This is a genomic window from Mesorhizobium sp. M1A.F.Ca.IN.022.06.1.1, from assembly GCF_003952605.1.
Lineage (GTDB): Bacteria > Pseudomonadota > Alphaproteobacteria > Rhizobiales > Rhizobiaceae > Mesorhizobium.
Window position 1 is genome coordinate 3,664,319 of record NZ_CP034455.1, and the last position, 17,057, is coordinate 3,681,375.

The 17,057-nt window shown below is 62.1% G+C and carries 18 protein-coding genes and 1 tRNA gene; 15 read left to right on the forward strand and 4 right to left on the reverse strand.

The window, feature by feature from the left end; all coding sequences use genetic code 11:
- Positions 1-33 precede the first annotated feature (33 nt).
- The 4 genes from EJ078_RS17545 to EJ078_RS17560 all read left to right on the forward strand — a co-directional run bounded on the left by EJ078_RS17545 (position 34) and on the right by EJ078_RS17560 (position 1,602).
- Positions 34-417, forward strand: coding sequence for a fimbrial protein (locus EJ078_RS17545; RefSeq protein WP_067002059.1), 384 nt, complete (start codon positions 34-36; stop codon positions 415-417).
- Positions 414-827 carry a VOC family protein gene (locus EJ078_RS17550; RefSeq protein WP_127215033.1) on the forward strand — a complete coding sequence of 138 codons (414 nt, stop codon included), beginning with the start codon at positions 414-416 and terminating at the stop codon, positions 825-827. Before EJ078_RS17545 ends, EJ078_RS17550 begins: the two co-directional genes overlap by 4 nt.
- Positions 828-912: 85 nt before the next feature.
- Positions 913-987, forward strand: a tRNA-Glu gene (locus EJ078_RS17555).
- 132 nt (positions 988-1,119) lie between these two features.
- Positions 1,120-1,602: a pyridoxamine 5'-phosphate oxidase family protein gene (locus EJ078_RS17560; RefSeq protein ID WP_127215032.1), complete on the forward strand. Its 483-nt coding sequence runs from the start codon at positions 1,120-1,122 to the stop codon at positions 1,600-1,602.
- 359 nt (positions 1,603-1,961) lie between these two features.
- On the opposite strand, the gene EJ078_RS17565 is transcribed toward EJ078_RS17560, so the two are convergent.
- Together EJ078_RS17565 and EJ078_RS17570 are read right to left on the reverse strand one after the other, a co-directional pair.
- A complete protein-coding gene (locus EJ078_RS17565) occupies positions 1,962-2,249 on the reverse strand; it encodes a hypothetical protein (protein WP_245456967.1) in 288 nt (95 codons plus the stop codon).
- 611 nt (positions 2,250-2,860) lie between these two features.
- A complete protein-coding gene (locus tag EJ078_RS17570) occupies positions 2,861-3,313 on the reverse strand; it encodes a YidB family protein (protein WP_208720758.1) in 453 nt (150 codons plus the stop codon).
- A gap of 419 nt (positions 3,314-3,732) precedes the next feature.
- On the opposite strand from EJ078_RS17570, the gene EJ078_RS17575 reads away from it, so the two are divergent.
- The 6 genes from EJ078_RS17575 to EJ078_RS17600 all read left to right on the forward strand — a co-directional run bounded on the left by EJ078_RS17575 (position 3,733) and on the right by EJ078_RS17600 (position 8,434).
- Positions 3,733-4,491, forward strand: coding sequence for a DUF4142 domain-containing protein (locus EJ078_RS17575; protein WP_127215039.1), 759 nt, complete (start codon positions 3,733-3,735; stop codon positions 4,489-4,491).
- A gap of 20 nt (positions 4,492-4,511) precedes the next feature.
- Complete coding sequence (locus EJ078_RS17580; RefSeq protein ID WP_095799832.1) at positions 4,512-5,114, forward strand: hypothetical protein; 603 nt, start codon at positions 4,512-4,514, stop codon at positions 5,112-5,114.
- Positions 5,115-5,321: 207 nt separating this feature from the next.
- Positions 5,322-5,510, forward strand: coding sequence for a hypothetical protein (locus tag EJ078_RS17585; protein WP_245458856.1), 189 nt, complete (start codon positions 5,322-5,324; stop codon positions 5,508-5,510).
- 773 nt (positions 5,511-6,283) lie between these two features.
- A complete protein-coding gene (locus tag EJ078_RS17590) occupies positions 6,284-6,865 on the forward strand; it encodes a VOC family protein (RefSeq protein WP_067319302.1) in 582 nt (193 codons plus the stop codon).
- A 21-nt stretch (positions 6,866-6,886) separates the two neighbouring features.
- The gene (locus EJ078_RS17595; RefSeq protein WP_127215031.1) at positions 6,887-7,789 is read left to right on the forward strand and encodes a glutathione S-transferase family protein; all 903 of its coding nucleotides are present in this window, start codon (positions 6,887-6,889) and stop codon (positions 7,787-7,789) included.
- A 255-nt stretch (positions 7,790-8,044) separates the two neighbouring features.
- Entirely contained in the window at positions 8,045-8,434 is a 390-nt protein-coding gene (locus tag EJ078_RS17600; RefSeq protein ID WP_067002225.1) for a hypothetical protein, read from the forward strand.
- An 87-nt stretch (positions 8,435-8,521) separates the two neighbouring features.
- Here the strand turns inward: EJ078_RS17600 and EJ078_RS17605 are convergent, their stop codons facing one another.
- A complete protein-coding gene (locus EJ078_RS17605) occupies positions 8,522-8,743 on the reverse strand; it encodes a hypothetical protein (protein WP_067319298.1) in 222 nt (73 codons plus the stop codon).
- A 95-nt stretch (positions 8,744-8,838) separates the two neighbouring features.
- Positions 8,839-9,165 carry a hypothetical protein gene (locus tag EJ078_RS17610; protein ID WP_245456965.1) on the reverse strand — a complete coding sequence of 109 codons (327 nt, stop codon included), beginning with the start codon at positions 9,163-9,165 and terminating at the stop codon, positions 8,839-8,841.
- A gap of 218 nt (positions 9,166-9,383) precedes the next feature.
- Here EJ078_RS17610 and EJ078_RS17615 point away from each other — a divergent pair, with 218 nt between their 5' ends.
- From EJ078_RS17615 to pstB, 5 genes are all read left to right on the forward strand, one after another.
- A complete protein-coding gene (locus tag EJ078_RS17615; protein WP_245458858.1) occupies positions 9,384-12,761 on the forward strand; it encodes a response regulator in 3,378 nt (1,125 codons plus the stop codon).
- A 516-nt stretch (positions 12,762-13,277) separates the two neighbouring features.
- On the forward strand, positions 13,278-14,336 hold the full coding sequence (gene pstS, locus EJ078_RS17620; protein ID WP_208720759.1) for a phosphate ABC transporter substrate-binding protein PstS: 1,059 nt from the start codon (positions 13,278-13,280) through the stop codon (positions 14,334-14,336).
- A 63-nt stretch (positions 14,337-14,399) separates the two neighbouring features.
- Complete coding sequence (gene pstC / locus EJ078_RS17625) at positions 14,400-15,386, forward strand: phosphate ABC transporter permease subunit PstC (RefSeq protein WP_095824035.1); 987 nt, start codon at positions 14,400-14,402, stop codon at positions 15,384-15,386.
- A 3-nt stretch (positions 15,387-15,389) separates the two neighbouring features.
- Positions 15,390-16,241, forward strand: a complete 852-nt coding sequence (pstA, locus tag EJ078_RS17630; protein ID WP_127215255.1) for a phosphate ABC transporter permease PstA — start codon at positions 15,390-15,392, stop codon at positions 16,239-16,241.
- A complete protein-coding gene (gene pstB / locus EJ078_RS17635; RefSeq protein WP_067002093.1) occupies positions 16,238-17,041 on the forward strand; it encodes a phosphate ABC transporter ATP-binding protein PstB in 804 nt (267 codons plus the stop codon). The genes pstA and pstB overlap by 4 nt, the downstream gene beginning before the upstream one ends.
- Positions 17,042-17,057 lie beyond the last annotated feature (16 nt).

Sequence of the window (17,057 nt, forward strand, 5' to 3'; positions counted from 1 at the left end):
GCGCTCATCGAAACCGTTGCGGATTGTTTAGTCATGGCCCGGCCGATCGCCGAAGAAGATGAGGAGAAGCCGCTCGACCCTGCGGCCGAAAAAGTGCGCCGGAAGCTCATCCGCTTCATGATTGTCAATCTCGGTCTTCTGTTCCTCGCCCTTATGGTGGTGATCGGAGCCCTTGTCTACAAAGCCCGCAATGCGCCCGGCGCCGGATCGGTGCATGCCGGCGATGTCCAGGCTCCGGCCGGCGCGCCCCTCTCCGGCGATATCGTGCTGCCGGTCGGCGCCAAGGTCGTCAGCCAGGCACTGTCCGGCAACCGCCTGTCGATCGATGCCGAGCTCGCCGACGGCAGCCGTTCCATCTTTCTCTACGACATTGCCGAGCGCCGCGTGATCGGCCAGTTCGCGATTCGCAACAAATGAGCGGCTTTGCCGATAACCGCAGCATTGCGACCGTGGCGCTCGTCGTCGAAAACTATGACGAGGCGATAGCCTGGTATGTCGATCGGCTTGGCTTTGTGCTGAGCGAGGACGTCGACCTCGGCGGCGGCAAGCGCTGGGTGACGGTCACGCCGGCAAACAGGCAGGGCGCGCGGCTGCTCTTGGCGGCAGCCTCCGGCGAGAGGCAGGCAAGCCGCATCGGTGACCAGACCGGCGGCCGGGTGTTTCTTTTTCTCGAAACGGACGACTTCGCCCGCGACCATCAGGCGATGCTTGGCAGGGGCGTCGAATTCCGCGAGGCGCCGCGCTTCGAGCCCTATGGCACGGTGGCGGTGTTTGCCGATCTCTACGGCAATCTCTGGGATCTGATCGAGCCGAAACGGCAGGGTTGACGAGGGCAGTCCGCAAAGTCCGCGAACAGTCCGAAACCCCAGTTGCTTTTTTCCGGCCTTCATCCTATGTAGCCGGTTCTTGAGCGCGCCCATCGTCTAGCGGTCAGGACACCGCCCTCTCACGGCGGGAACAGGGGTTCGATTCCCCTTGGGCGTACCATTGATTCCAATAATTTAGCTGCTTTGAACGACGACGCGTCGAATAGCGATCGAGAAGCCTTAGCCAGGCAATGCGCGAAGGAACACACAGCACCGTCGGCCGTTTGCCTTTCTTTCAGTGAAAGGATGAGACATGCCGACACCCGCTGAGCTCGAAGCGAAATTCTGGAAAGCACTGAAATCTGACATGACGATGATGATCGGCCTCGACGGCTCCAACATCATCCCTCGGCCCATGACGGCACAACTGGAGAAGGACGATACCGGTCCGATCTGGTTTTTCACGGCGAAAGATACGGAGCTTCCGATGGGCCTTTCCGGCGGCGACCAGGCAACGGCCACGTTCGTCTCCAAGGGACATGACCTCTTCGCAACGGTGCAGGGCAAGCTTCGCGTCGACAATGATCGGGCTGTGATCGATCGGCTCTGGAGCCCCTATGTCGAAGCCTGGTTCGAGGGCGGCAAAGACGATCCGAAACTCACGCTGTTGCGCTTCGATCCGGACCGAGCCGAAATCTGGCTCGATGCGTCGAGCGTGGTTTCGGGCATCAAGATGCTGCTCGGATATGACCCGAAGCAGGAATACAAGGATAATGTCGCCAAGGTCGACCTTTAGGGGCCGGTCGCGACAGGCTGTCGGCCGCGTAATTTCTGCTTGATTCTCGGTTGATGCGGCAAAGGCCTCCAGCCTGGAATGCAACCACGCATCCACTCTATGGGCTCGCGACCAGAATGAACCGCGCCAGTTTGCGGCGGCAATGCGTTACGCGCCGGGATGGAAGATAGGCGCACGAATCCGCCACTGGCGCGCGCCTGGCGTTATACTCGACGTTATCGGAGCGGCGCTTTTTGCCCCTGGGCTTTGAAGCCCCTGTTTCCGCGCTGTCCCATGAGAGGAAGGCGCTGCGCTATTTCCCGGTAAGAAACGGCGTGGCTCAGTCATGCGATAGCGTCTAGGCACCGATTCGGCCTTGGCTACCATCCCAATTGGATTATCTGGGAAAGATCGGCGATGTCGCCATAGATCATCGAGCCTTTGATGAGAAAACACTTGCCATGCAAGACCTCGGACAGTGAGCTCGACGCGGTGCAAACCGGCAAAACTTTATGGCCATTGGCTTCGGTCGGGCCGATGCTGATGACGAGGAAAGCAATCGCAACGAGAGTCGTTCTGCTCATATCCAACCCCTCAAGCCTACTAGCTGCCAGGGCTGCAAAACCGGTTGCCTCCTCAAAGTAGCATCGGGCAATGATGGGATTCATCGTATCGATTGGAGAAGCGGCTCATTCATCTGCCGTAGGCGCAAAGACGGATTAGCCCCCGCCTGTTCAGTGGCCTCCACCATGCAGGCTAACGCTTCTTTGTTTCCCAGCCGAACTACAACGCCTCGAATTGCCCACCACCAAGGCGCTTGAATTGCGAACTTCTTCAAAGCGTTCAGGAGCTTCACGACGTGCATCTATCGCGCTTGCTGAAAAAGGCGGCGCGGAACAGTGCAGCCTAAAGATGGGGGCGCCCGGCCTGTGGCATATCGGGGGACCTAGGGCAGACAGGCCGGGCCTTTTACCCCATGTGGGCAAGGGGCAAGTCTGTACTATGCGCCACCTTTCGACGGCTGACATCAGAACTTTAGGCGTAGCTAATAAACTCCGTCGCGATTAATGAGCGCAAGCGAGGGACCTTTGGTTGCCTCTGCGGCTACACCCCTGATGGGATTGACCGCTCATAGTCAGCACGCTCCCAAACGGAAGCGGCAAACCGCTCACCTGCGAAAGCGGGATGAGTTGCGCCATGACCGTTGCAAGTCCTCGCGCTTCTCAAGACAGGCTTTTCGCAAACGCTGACGGACTTGGAGTGTGACCTTGCCGCGCCATCAACGCTGTGGTGGCACCGGATCGAGCAGGGTGACATCGTCGGGCCGCGCGGGTGGCAGTTCGCCATTGGGCGTCAGCTTGTTGACCGCCTCGGGCAAGTCCCTGGTTATCCTGGCTATCAGCTCATCGCGGGACAAGCCGGTCTGCATTGAAAGAGAAGCGAGCGTTTCGTCGTCTATTGCCGCCTCGACCTCTTTCGGCTCGATCGGCTGGTTGGGTCCGCTACTAACCCAAGAATCCACCTTGGAACCGGCTCCCGCATTTCTGAAGCGGTCGACAATATCCCCAAGCGCCGTCCCCGATACGCCTTTGGACAGCTGATCCAAGATCCCTCCCTGCAGACTGTTTGGATCGCGATTTCCCGCGCCACGGAGCAGCTCTCCGATCTTGTCGCGATTTTGGTAGGCGAGAATGCCCAATATGGCGACAGCCAATCTTCCCAGGTTTGCCATTGATTGCCTCCCAGCAATTACAAGGGAAGAGCCGGTGATCACAAAGGTTCCGTCTAACGTGAAAAGTTTGCCGAGAGGCCAGCAAGCGAGGTCATCTTGCAATCAACAGTCTGGATCACGAGCCGCTTGATTTAGACGCATAAAGTCCTGGACGAAGGCCGCTCGGAAAGCCGCAAAAATCTCCGGTGGCACCCCCTTCAACCTGCTTGCCACTGGCGGCAAGCCATACTGAAAGAATCCTGCTGGCCGCGATCCTATTGGCTTTTGTTCAGGAGCGTGGCGGGACCGAAAACCCGGCAGCCGGGTCCTAGGGAAAAGAATGCCGGTACTCCTCGGCTAAATCAAACCGCGCTCGGAACAAAGATGTCGGACGCTTGTTGGGTTTGCAGCACGATCTGTGCCCAACCAGGAACCTCTCCATGAAAAATCGCCATCTATTGGTTGCGCTGACCACAGCCGCCGCCATCACATTTGCAGTGCCTGTCCTTGCCGCCGACGATGCCCAGGGGTTCGTCGACAAGGCTGCCAATGGGGGCATGTTCGAGGTCGAGTCGAGTAAGATCGCCCAAGCCAAAGCCCAGGATCAGGCGGTCAAAGACTTCGCCCAAAAGATGATCGACGATCATGGGGCGGCCAATGCAAAACTCGAAACGATTGCCGGCGAGCAGAAGCTCAAAGTGCCCGCCGAGACGGATGCCAAGCACAAGAGCGACCTCGACGCCCTTCAGAACGGCAAGGATCAGGTCGAAAAGACCTATGTGCAGATGCAGAGTGATGCGCACGCGGATGCCGTGGAGCTGTTCGAGAACTACGCCAAGGATGGCGACAATCCCCAGCTCAAGGCGTTCGCTTCGGAGACCTTGCCCACACTCAAAATGCATAAGGAAATGATCGAGAAGATCGCTTCCACCATGGACGATGAGACCGGCACGACGACGAGTTCGACAACTCCCGCCGTCACCACGACCGACACAAAAAATCCGGCTGCTCCGGTGCCAGGCGCCAATAGCTTCACCGAAGACCAGGCCAAGAGCCGGATCCAGGATGCCGGCTTCTCGGATGTCTCAGCGCTGACCAAGGACGATCAAGGCATCTGGCGCGGTCAGGCCACCAAGGACGGAAAGAAGACAACCGTGGCGCTCGATTATCAAGGCAACGTCGTTGCCGGCAGCAACTGAGAACGGATTGGAGTTCAACCATGAGAACCGTGACCGGACTATTTGACAATTATGACGACGCTTCCGATGCCGTCGGTGAACTCGAAGCAATCGGCGTTCCGCATTCCGACATCAGCATCGTCGCCAATAATTCGACCGGCTGGTACCAAGATGATCGCTCGAATGCCGCCGAAGATGCGGCTGGCGGTGCCGGTGTGGGTGCCCTCATTGGCGGCGCCGGCGGGTTGCTGACGGGGCTAGGGATCATGGCTATCCCAGGCGTGGGCCCTGTTGTCGCCGCAGGGTGGCTCGCCGCTACCGCTGCAGGCGCATTGGGAGGCGCAGTTGTCGGCGGGGCTGCCGGTGGCATCGTCGGAGCCCTTACCGACTCCGGGGTCCCGGAAAGGGATGCTCATGTCTACGCCGAAGGTGTGCGCCGCGGCGGGACGTTGGTCACGGCCAAGGCTAGCGACGCGTTGGCCGGCGAAGCCGAGAGCATCCTCGGTCAATCAAGATCGGTGAACTTGGAAGATCGCCGCAGTGCCTACGAAGCGGACGGTTGGACGAGTTTTGACGCTGGCGCCGAAAACTACACCGCCGACGAGATCGAACGCGATCGGGCGCGCTACGCAAATCGCGTTTGACCATATCGCCCCCAGGCGAAGGGCTTGGGGGCTTCACGCTCTGGCGCGTAGACAGCGCCTCCATGCCCGGAGCAACGCAGCTCGGTCCATCCGCTCAATAAAGTTCTCTGCGGCCTCGACGCGCGAGCCAGCTGTGATGCGGGGAGTGAAAAGTGATTTTGCGGCGCGCAACGCGCGGGTTACGCTATGTCACTTGCCAAAAGGAGGATGATGATGAAAGCCTTCCTCGGAACGATCTTAGCGCTGGGCCTGTCCGTCTCTGCAGCATCAGCCAATTGCCCGGCACACGCGAAGGATCAAGCCTCAGTCGACGCGCAGCAGACGGCGAGTGTTGACAAGTCCGACACGTCAACATCGACGGAAATCAAGAAAGAAACCCCGGCGAAGTCGGAGTAGTGCTTCTTCTTCGAAGGTAGATTGAGAGAGTGTCCGCGCTGCGGGTAGTAACACCCGAGAGCGGGCTACCATGAGGAGCCATGCGGCGCGAGGACGGCGTGAGTGTCGCCGCTATCGCTGAGAAGCTTCGCTGATCGGCGACGTGAAAGCGTAGCGGTGGCGCCATTTCGGGCGCCCTCAAGGACGGTCTACAAATAAGGCTTCCGCAGGCTGCCGACACTGAACCAAGCGGCCAAGTCTAAAATGCCGGCTCGGGTCCGTTCGCGAGACGCTCTCTCCAACAACAGCGACAGATGATGCAGGTGCATCAATTGGGCGTCTTCAAGCAACTGCAAAAAGCTGGACGCCTTGCATCGCGGCAACCGGCGGCGCTTTAGCGCAGCGATGCGCGCGCGCTGGCGCTTGATGTGCTGCTCGGCCTACAGAATATGGCGTTCCGCCATTTGGATGTCGTCAGCCAATGCCATCGTTGCAAACGGCGGTGTCGGGCAGGCGGTTCCGCTGGCCCGGCCGGCCCTCGAGCATGGCGCAGCAGAGCCTTGCGCATCCTCCTTGCGGCCGGCGATGACCTGCTGGTGCGATGCCGTGTCGCCGCTTCTGGCGCAACGCGTCGGATTGAATTAGCATCCGATCAAAGTTTCGGCCGCGATCCAGCAGGATGCGGATTGCGGAACCAAGGGGGAAGCCGTGCGGCGGTCGCCTGCCGGGCGCCGATTTAAAGGCTGCCTGGCCACATCGTCCGGCGGCAGGCGCGGCGGCGCCGGGAGGAGCCAATGCAAAAACTGCAGTCGCAAGGCGTCCATCACATCACGCTGGTCGGCGCCGATCGCCAGACCTCCATCGATTTCTGGGAAGGCGTGCTCGGCATGCCATTCATCTTCGAGCAGCCCAATCTCGACAAAGCGAGCGAAAGCCACCTCTATTTCGACCCGGGCGATGGCCGGCTGATCACGGTCTTCACCGACGAGAGCCGCAGCCCGGTCAAGCGGCGCACGCCGACCGATACCGGCTGTGTCCACCACATCGCGTTCTCGGTGTCGCGCGTGACGTTCCTGCAGGCAGTCGGCCGGCTCGACGAGCGCGCCATCAAGCACAGCGGCGTCAAGGATCGCGGCTTCATGGATTCGATCTATTTCGAGGATCCGCTTGGGCTGCTGATCGAGCTTGCCTCCTACCGGTTCGAGCCGCCCGCGGGCTTCAGCCATGCCGACGTGCTGATGGCGGCGCACAAGATCCGCGTTGCGCGCGGCGACTACAATATCGCCGAGGCGCACCTTGCCGACGCCATCCAGGCGCTGGTCGAGCGATCGCGCGAAACATTGTCCGAGAACCGGGCGGCGAAAAATCCATACTGAACAGGTCAGAGGGAGGACCAGATGGCAAAGGCTGCAACGAAGGGAACGAAGAAAGCCGCCGCCAAGCCGGCAGCGAAGATGGCAAAGCCGGCGGCAAAGGTGACTGCCGCCAAGATGTCGGCCAAAGCAGTCAGGCCGGCCGCAAAAGCCGCGCCTAAAGCGACGGCAAAAGCCGCGCTTAAGGCGACGGCAAAGGCAGCGCTTAAAGCTAAGGCGCAGCCGGCGAAGAAGCCCGCGGTCAAGCTCAGCATGCTAAGGCCCAGCGTCAACAACATGACGGTCCGGGTGTTCACGCGAGCGGCCGGGCTCGACCATGCCGAGACCGACGCCTGGGGCCTGACGCGCACGCCGGAATTCCTGGCGCGGAACCCGGCGCATCTGACTCCGATGATCGAGGACAAAGGACTTCCCAGAGGCGTGCTTTGGGAAAGCTGCGCCATCATGCAGTACCTCGCCAACAAGCATGGGCTGGACAAGTTCTATCCGAAGGCGCCAGCCAAGCGGGCGATGGTCGACAGCGCCATGTTCTACCTGGTCGGAACGCTCTATCCCTATGTGGCCAGGGCCACTTATCCGGCACTTGGCTTTCCGCAATATGCCGGCGAGGTCGGCCACAGCGATGCCCATCCCGACAAGAAATCGGAGGCGCAAAAGGCTGCCATCGCCGCAATCGCCGAGCCGCTGGAGGTCTTTCATAGCTTCTTCAGGGACGGCAAGCCTTTCATCGGCGGCAACAACCCGTCGATCGCCGACATCCGTCTGGCGGCGACACTGGAGTTCCTGGCGGTCATCGACTATGCGCTGCCCAGCTGGGCGAAGGACTATATGGCTGCGATCGAGAAGAAGCTCGGCAAGGCCTATGCTGAGCCGGCCGGCGACGTGCGCGGCTACATCGCCCATGTGAAGGCCCAGGCCACGGCTTAAGAAATGCGCGAGGTTTAGGGTTTCGTTAACCAAACCCTTGTCTAGTGTCTCGGTCCTCGCTGCGACCACGGATGTACTGGCGCGATTGCCGAGGAGAAGGAAAGGTCGGCTCAGCGCCGGCCTTTTTGCTTTTCCGCCGGCGCGCCAGCGTCACGGCAGCATGATTTTATCGGGTGCCGGCGCGGTTGAAATTCTATTGTCATCCGCGTCGTTGATCGTACCATGCGAACGGGCGAAAGCGGCGAGGACAAAGCCATGAGAAGCACGGCTAGACTTTCAGCGATCGCAGGCGCGCTGCTGGCGATGCCTTTTCCGGCAGATGCCGCATCGCTCAACACGATGAACGAGGTCGGCGCGGCGCTGCAGGCGTGCTGGACGCCGCCGGCCGAAGCCGGAACTGCCTCGGTCACCTTGAGCTTCAGCTTCAAGCGCGACGGCACGCTGATCGGCCCGCCGAAGCCAACGGCCATCAAGGTCAACGGGGATGACAAGGCGCGTCAGGCCTATGTCGACGCGGCGACCGCCGCCCTGCGAAATTGCCTGCCGCTCAGCTTTTCGCCGGACCTCGCAAAAGGAATTCCCGGGAAGATCTTTACGCTTCAATTCAATTCGCCGAAGGACAACGCCAAAGCAATACAGCAGTAGAACTGCCAAGTTGCTCAGTTTCGCCTTCGCCGATTTCCAACAGAAAACGGCTATGCTTTCTAGGTGGCGCTTTGTTGCTGGACAGCGCTACGCCGGATTGCGCCTGCGGCGGGCATTGGCGTGTTTTTCCAGTTGCGGCATTTCGAAGACGTAGTCGCTCCAGGCCGATTCCGGAATTTGGCCGGCCAGATAGCATTCCAACAATAGATTTTGCTCGGGTGTCAGACGCCTCGGAGCCCGCTCGTGATCCAGTCCAAGCGAATGGATCAGGTTTCTGGTCAGGCCTGAGACGGTGAAATGAACAGACATCTTCGCTCCCCTTCGTGCTGCGCCGATAACGCCAGACGCCACACAAAGGTTTCACGCGCAGTGAGGAAACACGCGATCTTATCGTAGCCGCGACGCTACTCGCAGACCACGCGATAGCGCTTGCCGGGTTCGCTGACATTCCGGCAGGCGAGCGCCTTCTGTGGCTGGGAGGACGCATCAGCCAAATCCGGCTGAAAGGAAGGGGCCGTCGAAACACGTCTTCGACTGGGGGAACTCACCGGGGCGCTCGGCGGCTGAGGAAATACGTCCGTCGCGATCTGCCGCGAAGCTGTTGTTCCTGGCGGGGCCTTGTCCCAAATGCGCCTGACGTCCATCCGGCTTGGAATGATGACGGTTCCGTCGTCGCTGCGCGTGCAGCCGCTTGCCGCGAGCAGCGCCGGACAGAGAACAAAAGTCAGCATTCGACCAAGCATCAGCTATACCCCCACCGATTTTATAGCCCGGCAGCGGTGGGTTCGCCAACGGACGGATTACCGCAGCGAGGTCGGACCGGCGTCCGCCTAAAACCCGTTAACGGCATCGGGCGTGTTCGGTTGCGAATCGTTAAGGTTAGCCGATCGTTAATGCTTGTCGGGCACATTCCGCCGACGAACCGGGAGGGTTCGGCCTGGGGGTAGGGATGGCGGATAGGGACGGTACTTTCGAGATGGGCGCCGCCCGTTCTTTCGAAGGCGCGGTCGAGCGCGGCGAGGCGGCGGTCCCCCGCGCCCCCGATCAGCATGCGGCCGCGACCTCGGAAGCGCTTGCCAATCTTCGCCTGATGGTCGATTCGATGCCGATCGGCGTCATTGTCCTCGATGCCGACCTCAGGGCGGAGATCATCAACCGCGCCTTCTACGACTTCTGGAAGATCGATCCGCTTCGCGCCACTGCCGGCTGCGGCTTCCGCGAGCTGATGGAGGCCAGCCGCGACGCCGACCCCTATGGTGCCGACGAGGTGGGCTGGCAACGCCACATCGCCGAGCGCGAGGCCGAAATCCGGGCGGGCGTTGCCGGTTCCAGGCAGTTGCCGCGCAATGACGGCCGCGTGCTGATCGCCTCGCTGGCACCGCTTGCCGGCGGCAAGCGTCTGATCTCCTATGTCGACATCACCGACATGAAGCATCGCGAGACCGAGGCAGAGGATGCGCGCAAGAATCTCGCCACGGTGCTGGAGTCGCTGCCGGCCGGCGTCATCATCTATGACCGCCACGATGAATTCGTCTTCGCCAACCGCAAGCTGCATGACAGTTTGCCGGCGCTGAAGCCGGCCTGGCAGCCGGGCCGCACCTTACGCGAGGCGCTCGCTCTCGGTCATTCCGCCGGCTATTTCCGGTCGAGCGGCGACGTCGAGATCGACAATGTCTACGGTGTCGACAAAGAACGCTGGCTCGACGCGATGCTGAAGCGTTACCACCTGCCCAATTCGTCCTATGAGCGGCTCAATCCCGACGGTCGCTGGTCCCAGGTCTACGACATGAGAGCGGACGACGGCACATTCATAGGGGTGCGCGTCGACATTTCCGATCTCAAGGCCCGCGAGAAGGCGCTGCGCGAGTCGATGCGGCAGATCGACCTTTACCGGCATGTCATGGACGAATTGCCGGTGGCGGCGTTCATCAAGGCCGAGGATCTTACGATCGAGTTCGTCAACAAGGCCTGGTGCGCGCTGACCGGCATTGCCAAGGAAGACGTCATCGGCAAGACGGACCGGCAGCTTTTCGGCGCCGAGGACGCCGAAAGCTACAGCCATGACGATGCCGAGGTCATCGCGACCGGCAAGGGGCGCGAAGTCGAGGAGCCTGTCAGCCATCGCGACGGCACGGTGCGGCAGCTGATGACGCGCAAGAGCCGCCTCGTCGCGACCGACGGATCGGTGCATCTGGTCGGTTCCAGCACCGACATCACCGAGGTCAAGGCGCGCGAGCGGGCGCTCAAGGAAAGCATGAGCGAGAACGAGGTGTTCCGCAACCTGATCGACAACGTGCCGGTGTCGATCTACGCGAAGCGTTCGGATCTAAGGCAATTCTACGTCAACAAGGGCTGGTGCGATCTCACCGGCTTCAGCAAGGAAGAGGCGATCGGCAAGACCGACGTCGAGATCTTCGGCGCGGACGGCGAAGCTTTCGTCGCCGGCGACCTGGCGGTGCTGCGCACCGGCGAGACGCAGGAGATCGAAGAACAGGTGACGCTGCCGGACGGCAGCGTGCGTCACCAGTTCGCGCGCAAGGGCGCGATGATCGCGTCCGACGGTTCGCTCTATCTGATCGGGTCGACCACGGACATTACGGAACTGAAACAGCGCGAGGCCGAGCTCAGCGAGGCGCGCCGGCGTGCCGTGCTTGCCGACCGCGCCAAGTCGGAGTTCCTCGCCAATATGAGCCACGAGATCCGTACGCCGATGAACGGCGTGCTCGGCATGGCCGAGTTGCTCGCAAAGTCGGACCTCGACCCAAAGCAGAGGACGTTCACCGACATCATCGTCAAATCGGGCAACGCGTTGCTCACCATCATCAACGACATCCTCGACTTCTCCAAGATCGACGCCGGCCAGCTCGTGCTCGACCCGGCGCCCTTCAACCTTGCCGAGGCGATCGAGGATGTGGCGACGCTGGTGTCGACCCGCGCCAAGGAAAAGGACCTCGAGCTCATCGTTCGCGTCCAGCCCGGGCTCGACGGGCAGTTCGTCGGCGACGTCGGCCGGATCCGACAGATCGTCACCAACCTGCTCGGCAATGCGGTGAAGTTCACCGACAAGGGCCATGTGCTGGTCGACGTGACCGGCGAGCGCGTTCCGTCGGGGACGAAGCTCGCCATCTCGGTCACCGATACCGGCATCGGCATTCCCGAAGACAAGCTGAAGCTGGTGTTCGAGAAATTCAGCCAGGTCGACACCTCCTCGACAAGACGGCACGAGGGCACCGGGCTCGGCCTTGCCATCACCTCGCGGCTGGTCGAGCTGATGGGCGGCGAGATCGGCGTCGACAGCGCCGAGGGCAAGGGCTCGACCTTCTGGTTCACCGTCACGCTGCCGCGGGCCGAGCGAGGCGGGCAGCGGATCATGCCGGTCGACGTGACCGGCGCGCGCGTGCTGATCGTCGACGACAATGCCGTCAACCGCGCGATCCTCAGCGAGCAGATGGCTTCGTGGACCTTCGATTCCTGCGCGGCCGAAAGCGGCGCCGAGGGACTGAAGGTGCTGATTGCGGCTGCCGCCTACGGCGTGCCTGTCGACTGCGTCGTGCTCGACTACCAGATGCCGGGCATGACCGGCGCCGAAATGGCGCGCATCGTGCGCAACACCGCCGGCCTCGCGCACACGCCGATCATCATGCTGACCTCGGTCGACCAGTCGCTCGCCAGCGCCGCCTACCGCGATCTCGGCATCGATGCGCAGCTGATCAAGCCGGCGCGTTCCTCGATCTTGCTGGAGACGCTGGTCGCCACCATCCAGCGTCATCGCCACAGCACGGCGGCCATCCATCCGGCCTTGACCGGCGACGTCGAGACCGGGGCCGGCGCGCCGCAGGCGTCCACGGCGCAGGCGACGGCGGCGGATCGCGTCCTGCTGCAGCCGCCGCCGGCGCGTGCCCGTCCACGCCTGGCCGGCGCGGAGGCCGGGCTCGACATTCTCGTCGCCGAGGACAACGAGGTGAACCAGATGGTGTTCACGCAAATCCTGGGCGAGACTGGATACCAGTTCGAAATCGTCGGCAACGGCCGCAAGGCGCTGGACGCCTTCGGCAGGCTGAACCCGCGCATGATCCTGATGGATGTGTCGATGCCCGAGATGAGCGGCCTGGAGGCGACCGCGGCCATCCGCCGGCTCGAAGCCGAGATGGGCACGCATGTGCCGATCGTCGGCGTCACCGCGCATGCGTTGAAGGGCGACCGCGAGCGCTGCCTGGAAGCCGGCATGGACGATTACCTGCCGAAGCCGATCAGCCCGAAGGCACTGCTCGAGAAGCTTGAAAGATGGCTCGGGTCGGACGCGGAAGTCCGCCGCAGCGCCGGATAACAGCCTTTCTGCGCGGCCGTTCACGGCGTCGTCGATGAGGTCCGTCGGCGGGCGTCCAACGCAGACATATGGTGTGATCGCACCATACAAAACGAAGGCCAGGTCAGGACAATGGCTGCTGTCGATTCCGCCCTTCGGTTACGGGCGGGAGCAGCGACCGCCGACAAGGAACAGCGTCGACTCTACCCCAACGGACCTGTTTTCGGCGATGGCCAGGCCATGATCCGCTCTGGCGCACAGGCAACGCGCTCTCGTCCGGATTTTATTTCCCGGCGGCCGGAGATCCGGCCGCCGGGATAATTTTTGATTCAAAAGTCGGACAAGCTACTGATTCCCGCGGCAAACTTCGGCTGGGTCCGCAAATGGCAGCCGCAGGCCCCCCAAGGCATCCCCGTTCAGGCGTTACCGGGCTGACACGAAACTGTCATGCGACTGTAATAATCGAAGTCTATTGCGCTCGTCAGGCGCCGATAGGAAGGGTGCCGAAAGACCACATTCCGAACAGGAGCAGGCCACATGAGATATTTCATCCGCTCGGCGGCCGTTGCGATCGCAATGGCTGCGGCATCCACGCTTTCCCTCTCCGCCGCTATGGCGGCCGACATCTCCGGTGCCGGCGCTACCTTCCCCTATCCGATCTATGCCAAGTGGGCCGACGCCTACAAAAAGGAGACCGGCATCGGTCTCAACTATCAGTCGATCGGCTCCGGCGGCGGCATCAAGCAGATCAAGGCCAAGACCGTGACCTTCGGCGCCTCGGACGCGCCGCTCAAGGGCGAGGATCTCAAGTCGACCGGGCTCGCGCAGTTCCCGATGGTGATGGGCGGCATCGTTCCGGTTGTCAACCTCGAAGGTGTCAAGCCAGGCGAACTGGTGCTCGACGGCCCGACGCTGGCCGACATCTTCGTCGGCGAGATCACCAACTGGAACGACGAGGCGATCAAGAAGCTCAACCCCGACGTCAAGCTGCCCGACCAGGCGATCGCGGTCGTCCACCGTTCGGACGGCTCGGGCACCACGTTCAACTTCAGCTACTATCTGGCCGAAGTCAGCGCCGACTGGAAGTCGAAGGTCGGCGTCAATACCGCGCTCGAGTGGCCGGTGGGCATCGGCGCCAAGGGCAACGAAGGCGTCGCCAATAACGTAGCGCAGACCGGTGGCGCGATCGGCTATGTCGAGTATGCCTATGCCAAGCAGAACAAGCTCACCTCTACCGACCTGATCAATAAGGACGGCAAGAAGGTAGAGCCGACCGCTGCCGCGTTCTCGGCCGCTGCGGCCAATGCCGACTGGAGCTCCAAGCCTGGCTACGGCGTCATCCTGGCCAACCAGGCTGGTGCTGCAAGCTGGCCGATGACCTCCGCGACCTGGATCCTCGTCTACCAGAAGCCCGACGATGCTGCGGCCACCACCGAAGCGCTCAAGTTCTTCGCCTGGTCCTACGCCAAGGGTGACGACATGGCCGCCGAGCTGGACTATGTTCCGATGCCCGACGCGGTCGTGAAGAGCGTCGAGGAAATGTGGAGCAAGGACATCGTCGACAGCAACGGCAAGCCGCTCTACTCCGGCATGTAATTCCTCCGGAGTAAGGAGGGCGCCTCGGGCGCCCTCCTGTCTCTTTCGAAATGCGAGGGGCAAATGACAGCCGTTTCCGAAGCCGTGACATCGTCCGCCATACGGACCAGGGAAGCGACGGTGCGCCGCTTCGCCCTGACCGACACGATCTTCCGAACGGTCACGCGCCTCTCCGCCATACTCGTGCTGCTTCTTCTCGGCGGCGTCGCGGTCTCGCTGATCGCCGGCTCGTGGGAGGCGCTGTCGAAGTTCGGCTTCTCCTTCCTCACCACTGAATCCTGGAATCCGGTCACCGAGAATTTCGGCGCGCTCGCGCCCATCTACGGCACCGTCGTCACCTCGGCCATCGCCATCCTCATTGCCGTGCCGATCGGCATCGGCATCGCCGTCTTCCTGACCGAGCTCTGCCCGCGCCCGCTCAGGCGCCCGATCGGCATCGCGGTCGAGCTGCTCGCCGGCATTCCCTCGATCATTTACGGCATCTGGGGCCTGTTCGTCTTCGCGCCATTCCTGCAGACGACGGTACAGCCATTCATCATCAATCTTTTCCACGGCATACCGGGTCTCGCCAGCCTGTTTGCCGGTCCGCCCTACGGCATCGGCCTCCTGACGTCGTCGCTGATCCTCGCCATCATGGTGCTGCCCTTCATCACCTCGATCACCAAGGACGTGTTCGACACGGTGCCAGCGGTGCTGAAGGAATCGGCCTACGGCATCGGCTGCACGACCTGGGAAGTGACCCGGCGTGTGGTCATTCCCTATACGCGGGTCGGCATCATGGGCGGCGTCATGCTCGGTCTTGGCCGCGCGCTCGGCGAGACGATGGCCGTCACCTTCGTCATCGGCAATGCGCACCGCATCAGCGCCTCGCTTTTTGCGCCCGGCACGACGATCTCGGCGACCATCGCCAACGAATTCACCGAAGCCGACGGCGAGCTTTACACGTCCTCACTGGTGGCGCTCGGACTGATCCTGTTCATCATCACCTTCATCATCCTCGCGCTCGCACGCTACATGCTGTTGCGCATCGATAGCCGCACGGGAGCCTGACCGATGTCGACAGCCGCATCGCTCCACCGAAGCCGGAAGCGCAAGAACGCCGTGATGATGGCGCTCTGCACCATAGCGGCGGGCATCGGCCTCGTCTGGCTGGCGCTGATCCTCGGCGCCCTTCTCTATAAGGGGCTCTCGGGTGTCTCGCTTTCGGTGTTCACGGAAATGACGCCGCCGCCCGGCGACGCCGGCGGCCTGCTCAACGCCATTTACGGCAGCATCGTGATGACCGTGATCGGCATCGTCGTCGGCACGCCGATCGGCGTGCTCGCCGGAACCTATATGGCCGAGTACGGGCGCTTCTCGCGCCTCACGACGGTGGTGCGCTTCATCAACGACATCCTGTTGTCGGCGCCATCGATCATTGTCGGCCTGTTCGTCTACGAGCTGATGGTGCGGCCGTTGGGTCATTTCTCGGCGATCGCCGGCGCGGTGGCGCTGTCGATCCTGGTGATCCCCGTCGTCGTGCGCACCACCGAGGACATGCTGAACCTTGTGCCCAACGCGCTGCGCGAGGCCGGCACCGCCATCGGCGCGCCGCGCTGGGTGGTGATCCGCTCGGTCGCCTATCGCGCCGCACTGTCCGGCATCGTCACCGGTATATTGCTGGCGATCGCCCGGATTTCGGGCGAGACGGCGCCGCTGCTCTTCACCGCGCTCAACAACCAGTTCTGGTCGAGCAATCTCAACGCGCCGATGGCCAGCCTGCCGGTGACCATCTTCCAGTTTGCGCTGAGCCCTTATGAGGAATGGCAGCAACTGGCCTGGACGGGCGCACTGATAATCACCCTGACGGTTCTCGGGCTGAGCATCTTCGCCCGCAGCCTTACCGGACGCAGAGAGGACAGATGAAACCGATGTTGTCCACCGACCTGAACGTAGCCGAGACGACCGCCGAGAAGGCCAAGATCGAAGTCAAGAACCTCAACTTCTACTATGGCCAGTCGAAGGCGCTGAAGGACATCAACCTGTCGCTGCCCGAGCGCAGCGTCACCGCCTTCATCGGACCTTCGGGCTGCGGAAAGTCGACGCTGCTGCGCGTGCTCAACCGCATCTACGAGCTCTACCCGAAGCAGAGCGCCGAAGGCCAGGTGCTGCTCGACGGCAAGAACATCCTCGACCGTTCGCAGGACCTCAACCTGCTCAGGACCAAGATCGGCATGGTGTTCCAGAAGCCGACGCCGTTCCCGATGTCGATCTACGAGAACATCGCCTTCGGCGTCAGGCTGTATGAGAAGATCAGCAAGGCCGAGATGGACAATCGCGTCGAACAGGCGCTGAAGCGCGCCGCGCTGTGGAACGAGGTCAAGGACAAGCTCAACGCCAGTGGCCAGAGCCTTTCGGGCGGCCAGCAGCAGCGGCTCTGCATCGCCCGCACGGTGGCGGTGAAGCCGGAGGTCATCCTGCTCGACGAGCCGGCATCGGCGCTCGATCCGCTCTCGACCGCCAAGATCGAGGAGCTGATCGACGAGCTGCAGGCCGACTACACGATCGTGATCGTCACCCACAACATGCAGCAGGCGGCGCGCGTCTCGCGGCAGACGGCGTTCATGTATCTCGGCGAGCTGATCGAATTCGACCGGACCGAAAAGATTTTCACCTCGCCCCGCGAGAAGCGCACGCAGGACTACATCACCGGCCGCTTCGGCTGAGTTCATACGAGGACAT

Bases quoted from the DNA above. Each gene is read 5' to 3' on its own strand.
- EJ078_RS17610 (WP_245456965.1), bottom strand. From the start codon at position 9,165: ATGCTGACTTTTGTTCTCTGTCCGGCGCTGCTCGCGGCAAGCGGCTGC.
- EJ078_RS17615 (WP_245458858.1), top strand. From the start codon at position 9,384: ATGGCGGATAGGGACGGTACTTTCGAGATGGGCGCCGCCCGTTCTTTC.
- pstC (WP_095824035.1), top strand. From the start codon at position 14,400: ATGACAGCCGTTTCCGAAGCCGTGACATCGTCCGCCATACGGACCAGG.
- EJ078_RS17570 (WP_208720758.1), bottom strand. From the start codon at position 3,313: ATGGCAAACCTGGGAAGATTGGCTGTCGCCATATTGGGCATTCTCGCC.
- EJ078_RS17595 (WP_127215031.1), top strand. From the start codon at position 6,887: ATGGCAAAGGCTGCAACGAAGGGAACGAAGAAAGCCGCCGCCAAGCCG.
- EJ078_RS17575 (WP_127215039.1), top strand. From the start codon at position 3,733: ATGAAAAATCGCCATCTATTGGTTGCGCTGACCACAGCCGCCGCCATC.
- EJ078_RS17560 (WP_127215032.1), top strand. From the start codon at position 1,120: ATGCCGACACCCGCTGAGCTCGAAGCGAAATTCTGGAAAGCACTGAAA.
- pstB (WP_067002093.1), top strand. From the start codon at position 16,238: ATGAAACCGATGTTGTCCACCGACCTGAACGTAGCCGAGACGACCGCC.
- EJ078_RS17545 (WP_067002059.1), top strand. From the start codon at position 34: ATGGCCCGGCCGATCGCCGAAGAAGATGAGGAGAAGCCGCTCGACCCT.
- EJ078_RS17580 (WP_095799832.1), top strand. From the start codon at position 4,512: ATGAGAACCGTGACCGGACTATTTGACAATTATGACGACGCTTCCGAT.
- pstA (WP_127215255.1), top strand. From the start codon at position 15,390: ATGTCGACAGCCGCATCGCTCCACCGAAGCCGGAAGCGCAAGAACGCC.
- EJ078_RS17585 (WP_245458856.1), top strand. From the start codon at position 5,322: ATGATGATGAAAGCCTTCCTCGGAACGATCTTAGCGCTGGGCCTGTCC.
- EJ078_RS17600 (WP_067002225.1), top strand. From the start codon at position 8,045: ATGAGAAGCACGGCTAGACTTTCAGCGATCGCAGGCGCGCTGCTGGCG.
- EJ078_RS17550 (WP_127215033.1), top strand. From the start codon at position 414: ATGAGCGGCTTTGCCGATAACCGCAGCATTGCGACCGTGGCGCTCGTC.
- EJ078_RS17565 (WP_245456967.1), bottom strand. From the start codon at position 2,249: ATGAATCCCATCATTGCCCGATGCTACTTTGAGGAGGCAACCGGTTTT.
- EJ078_RS17590 (WP_067319302.1), top strand. From the start codon at position 6,284: ATGCAAAAACTGCAGTCGCAAGGCGTCCATCACATCACGCTGGTCGGC.
- pstS (WP_208720759.1), top strand. From the start codon at position 13,278: ATGAGATATTTCATCCGCTCGGCGGCCGTTGCGATCGCAATGGCTGCG.
- EJ078_RS17605 (WP_067319298.1), bottom strand. From the start codon at position 8,743: ATGTCTGTTCATTTCACCGTCTCAGGCCTGACCAGAAACCTGATCCAT.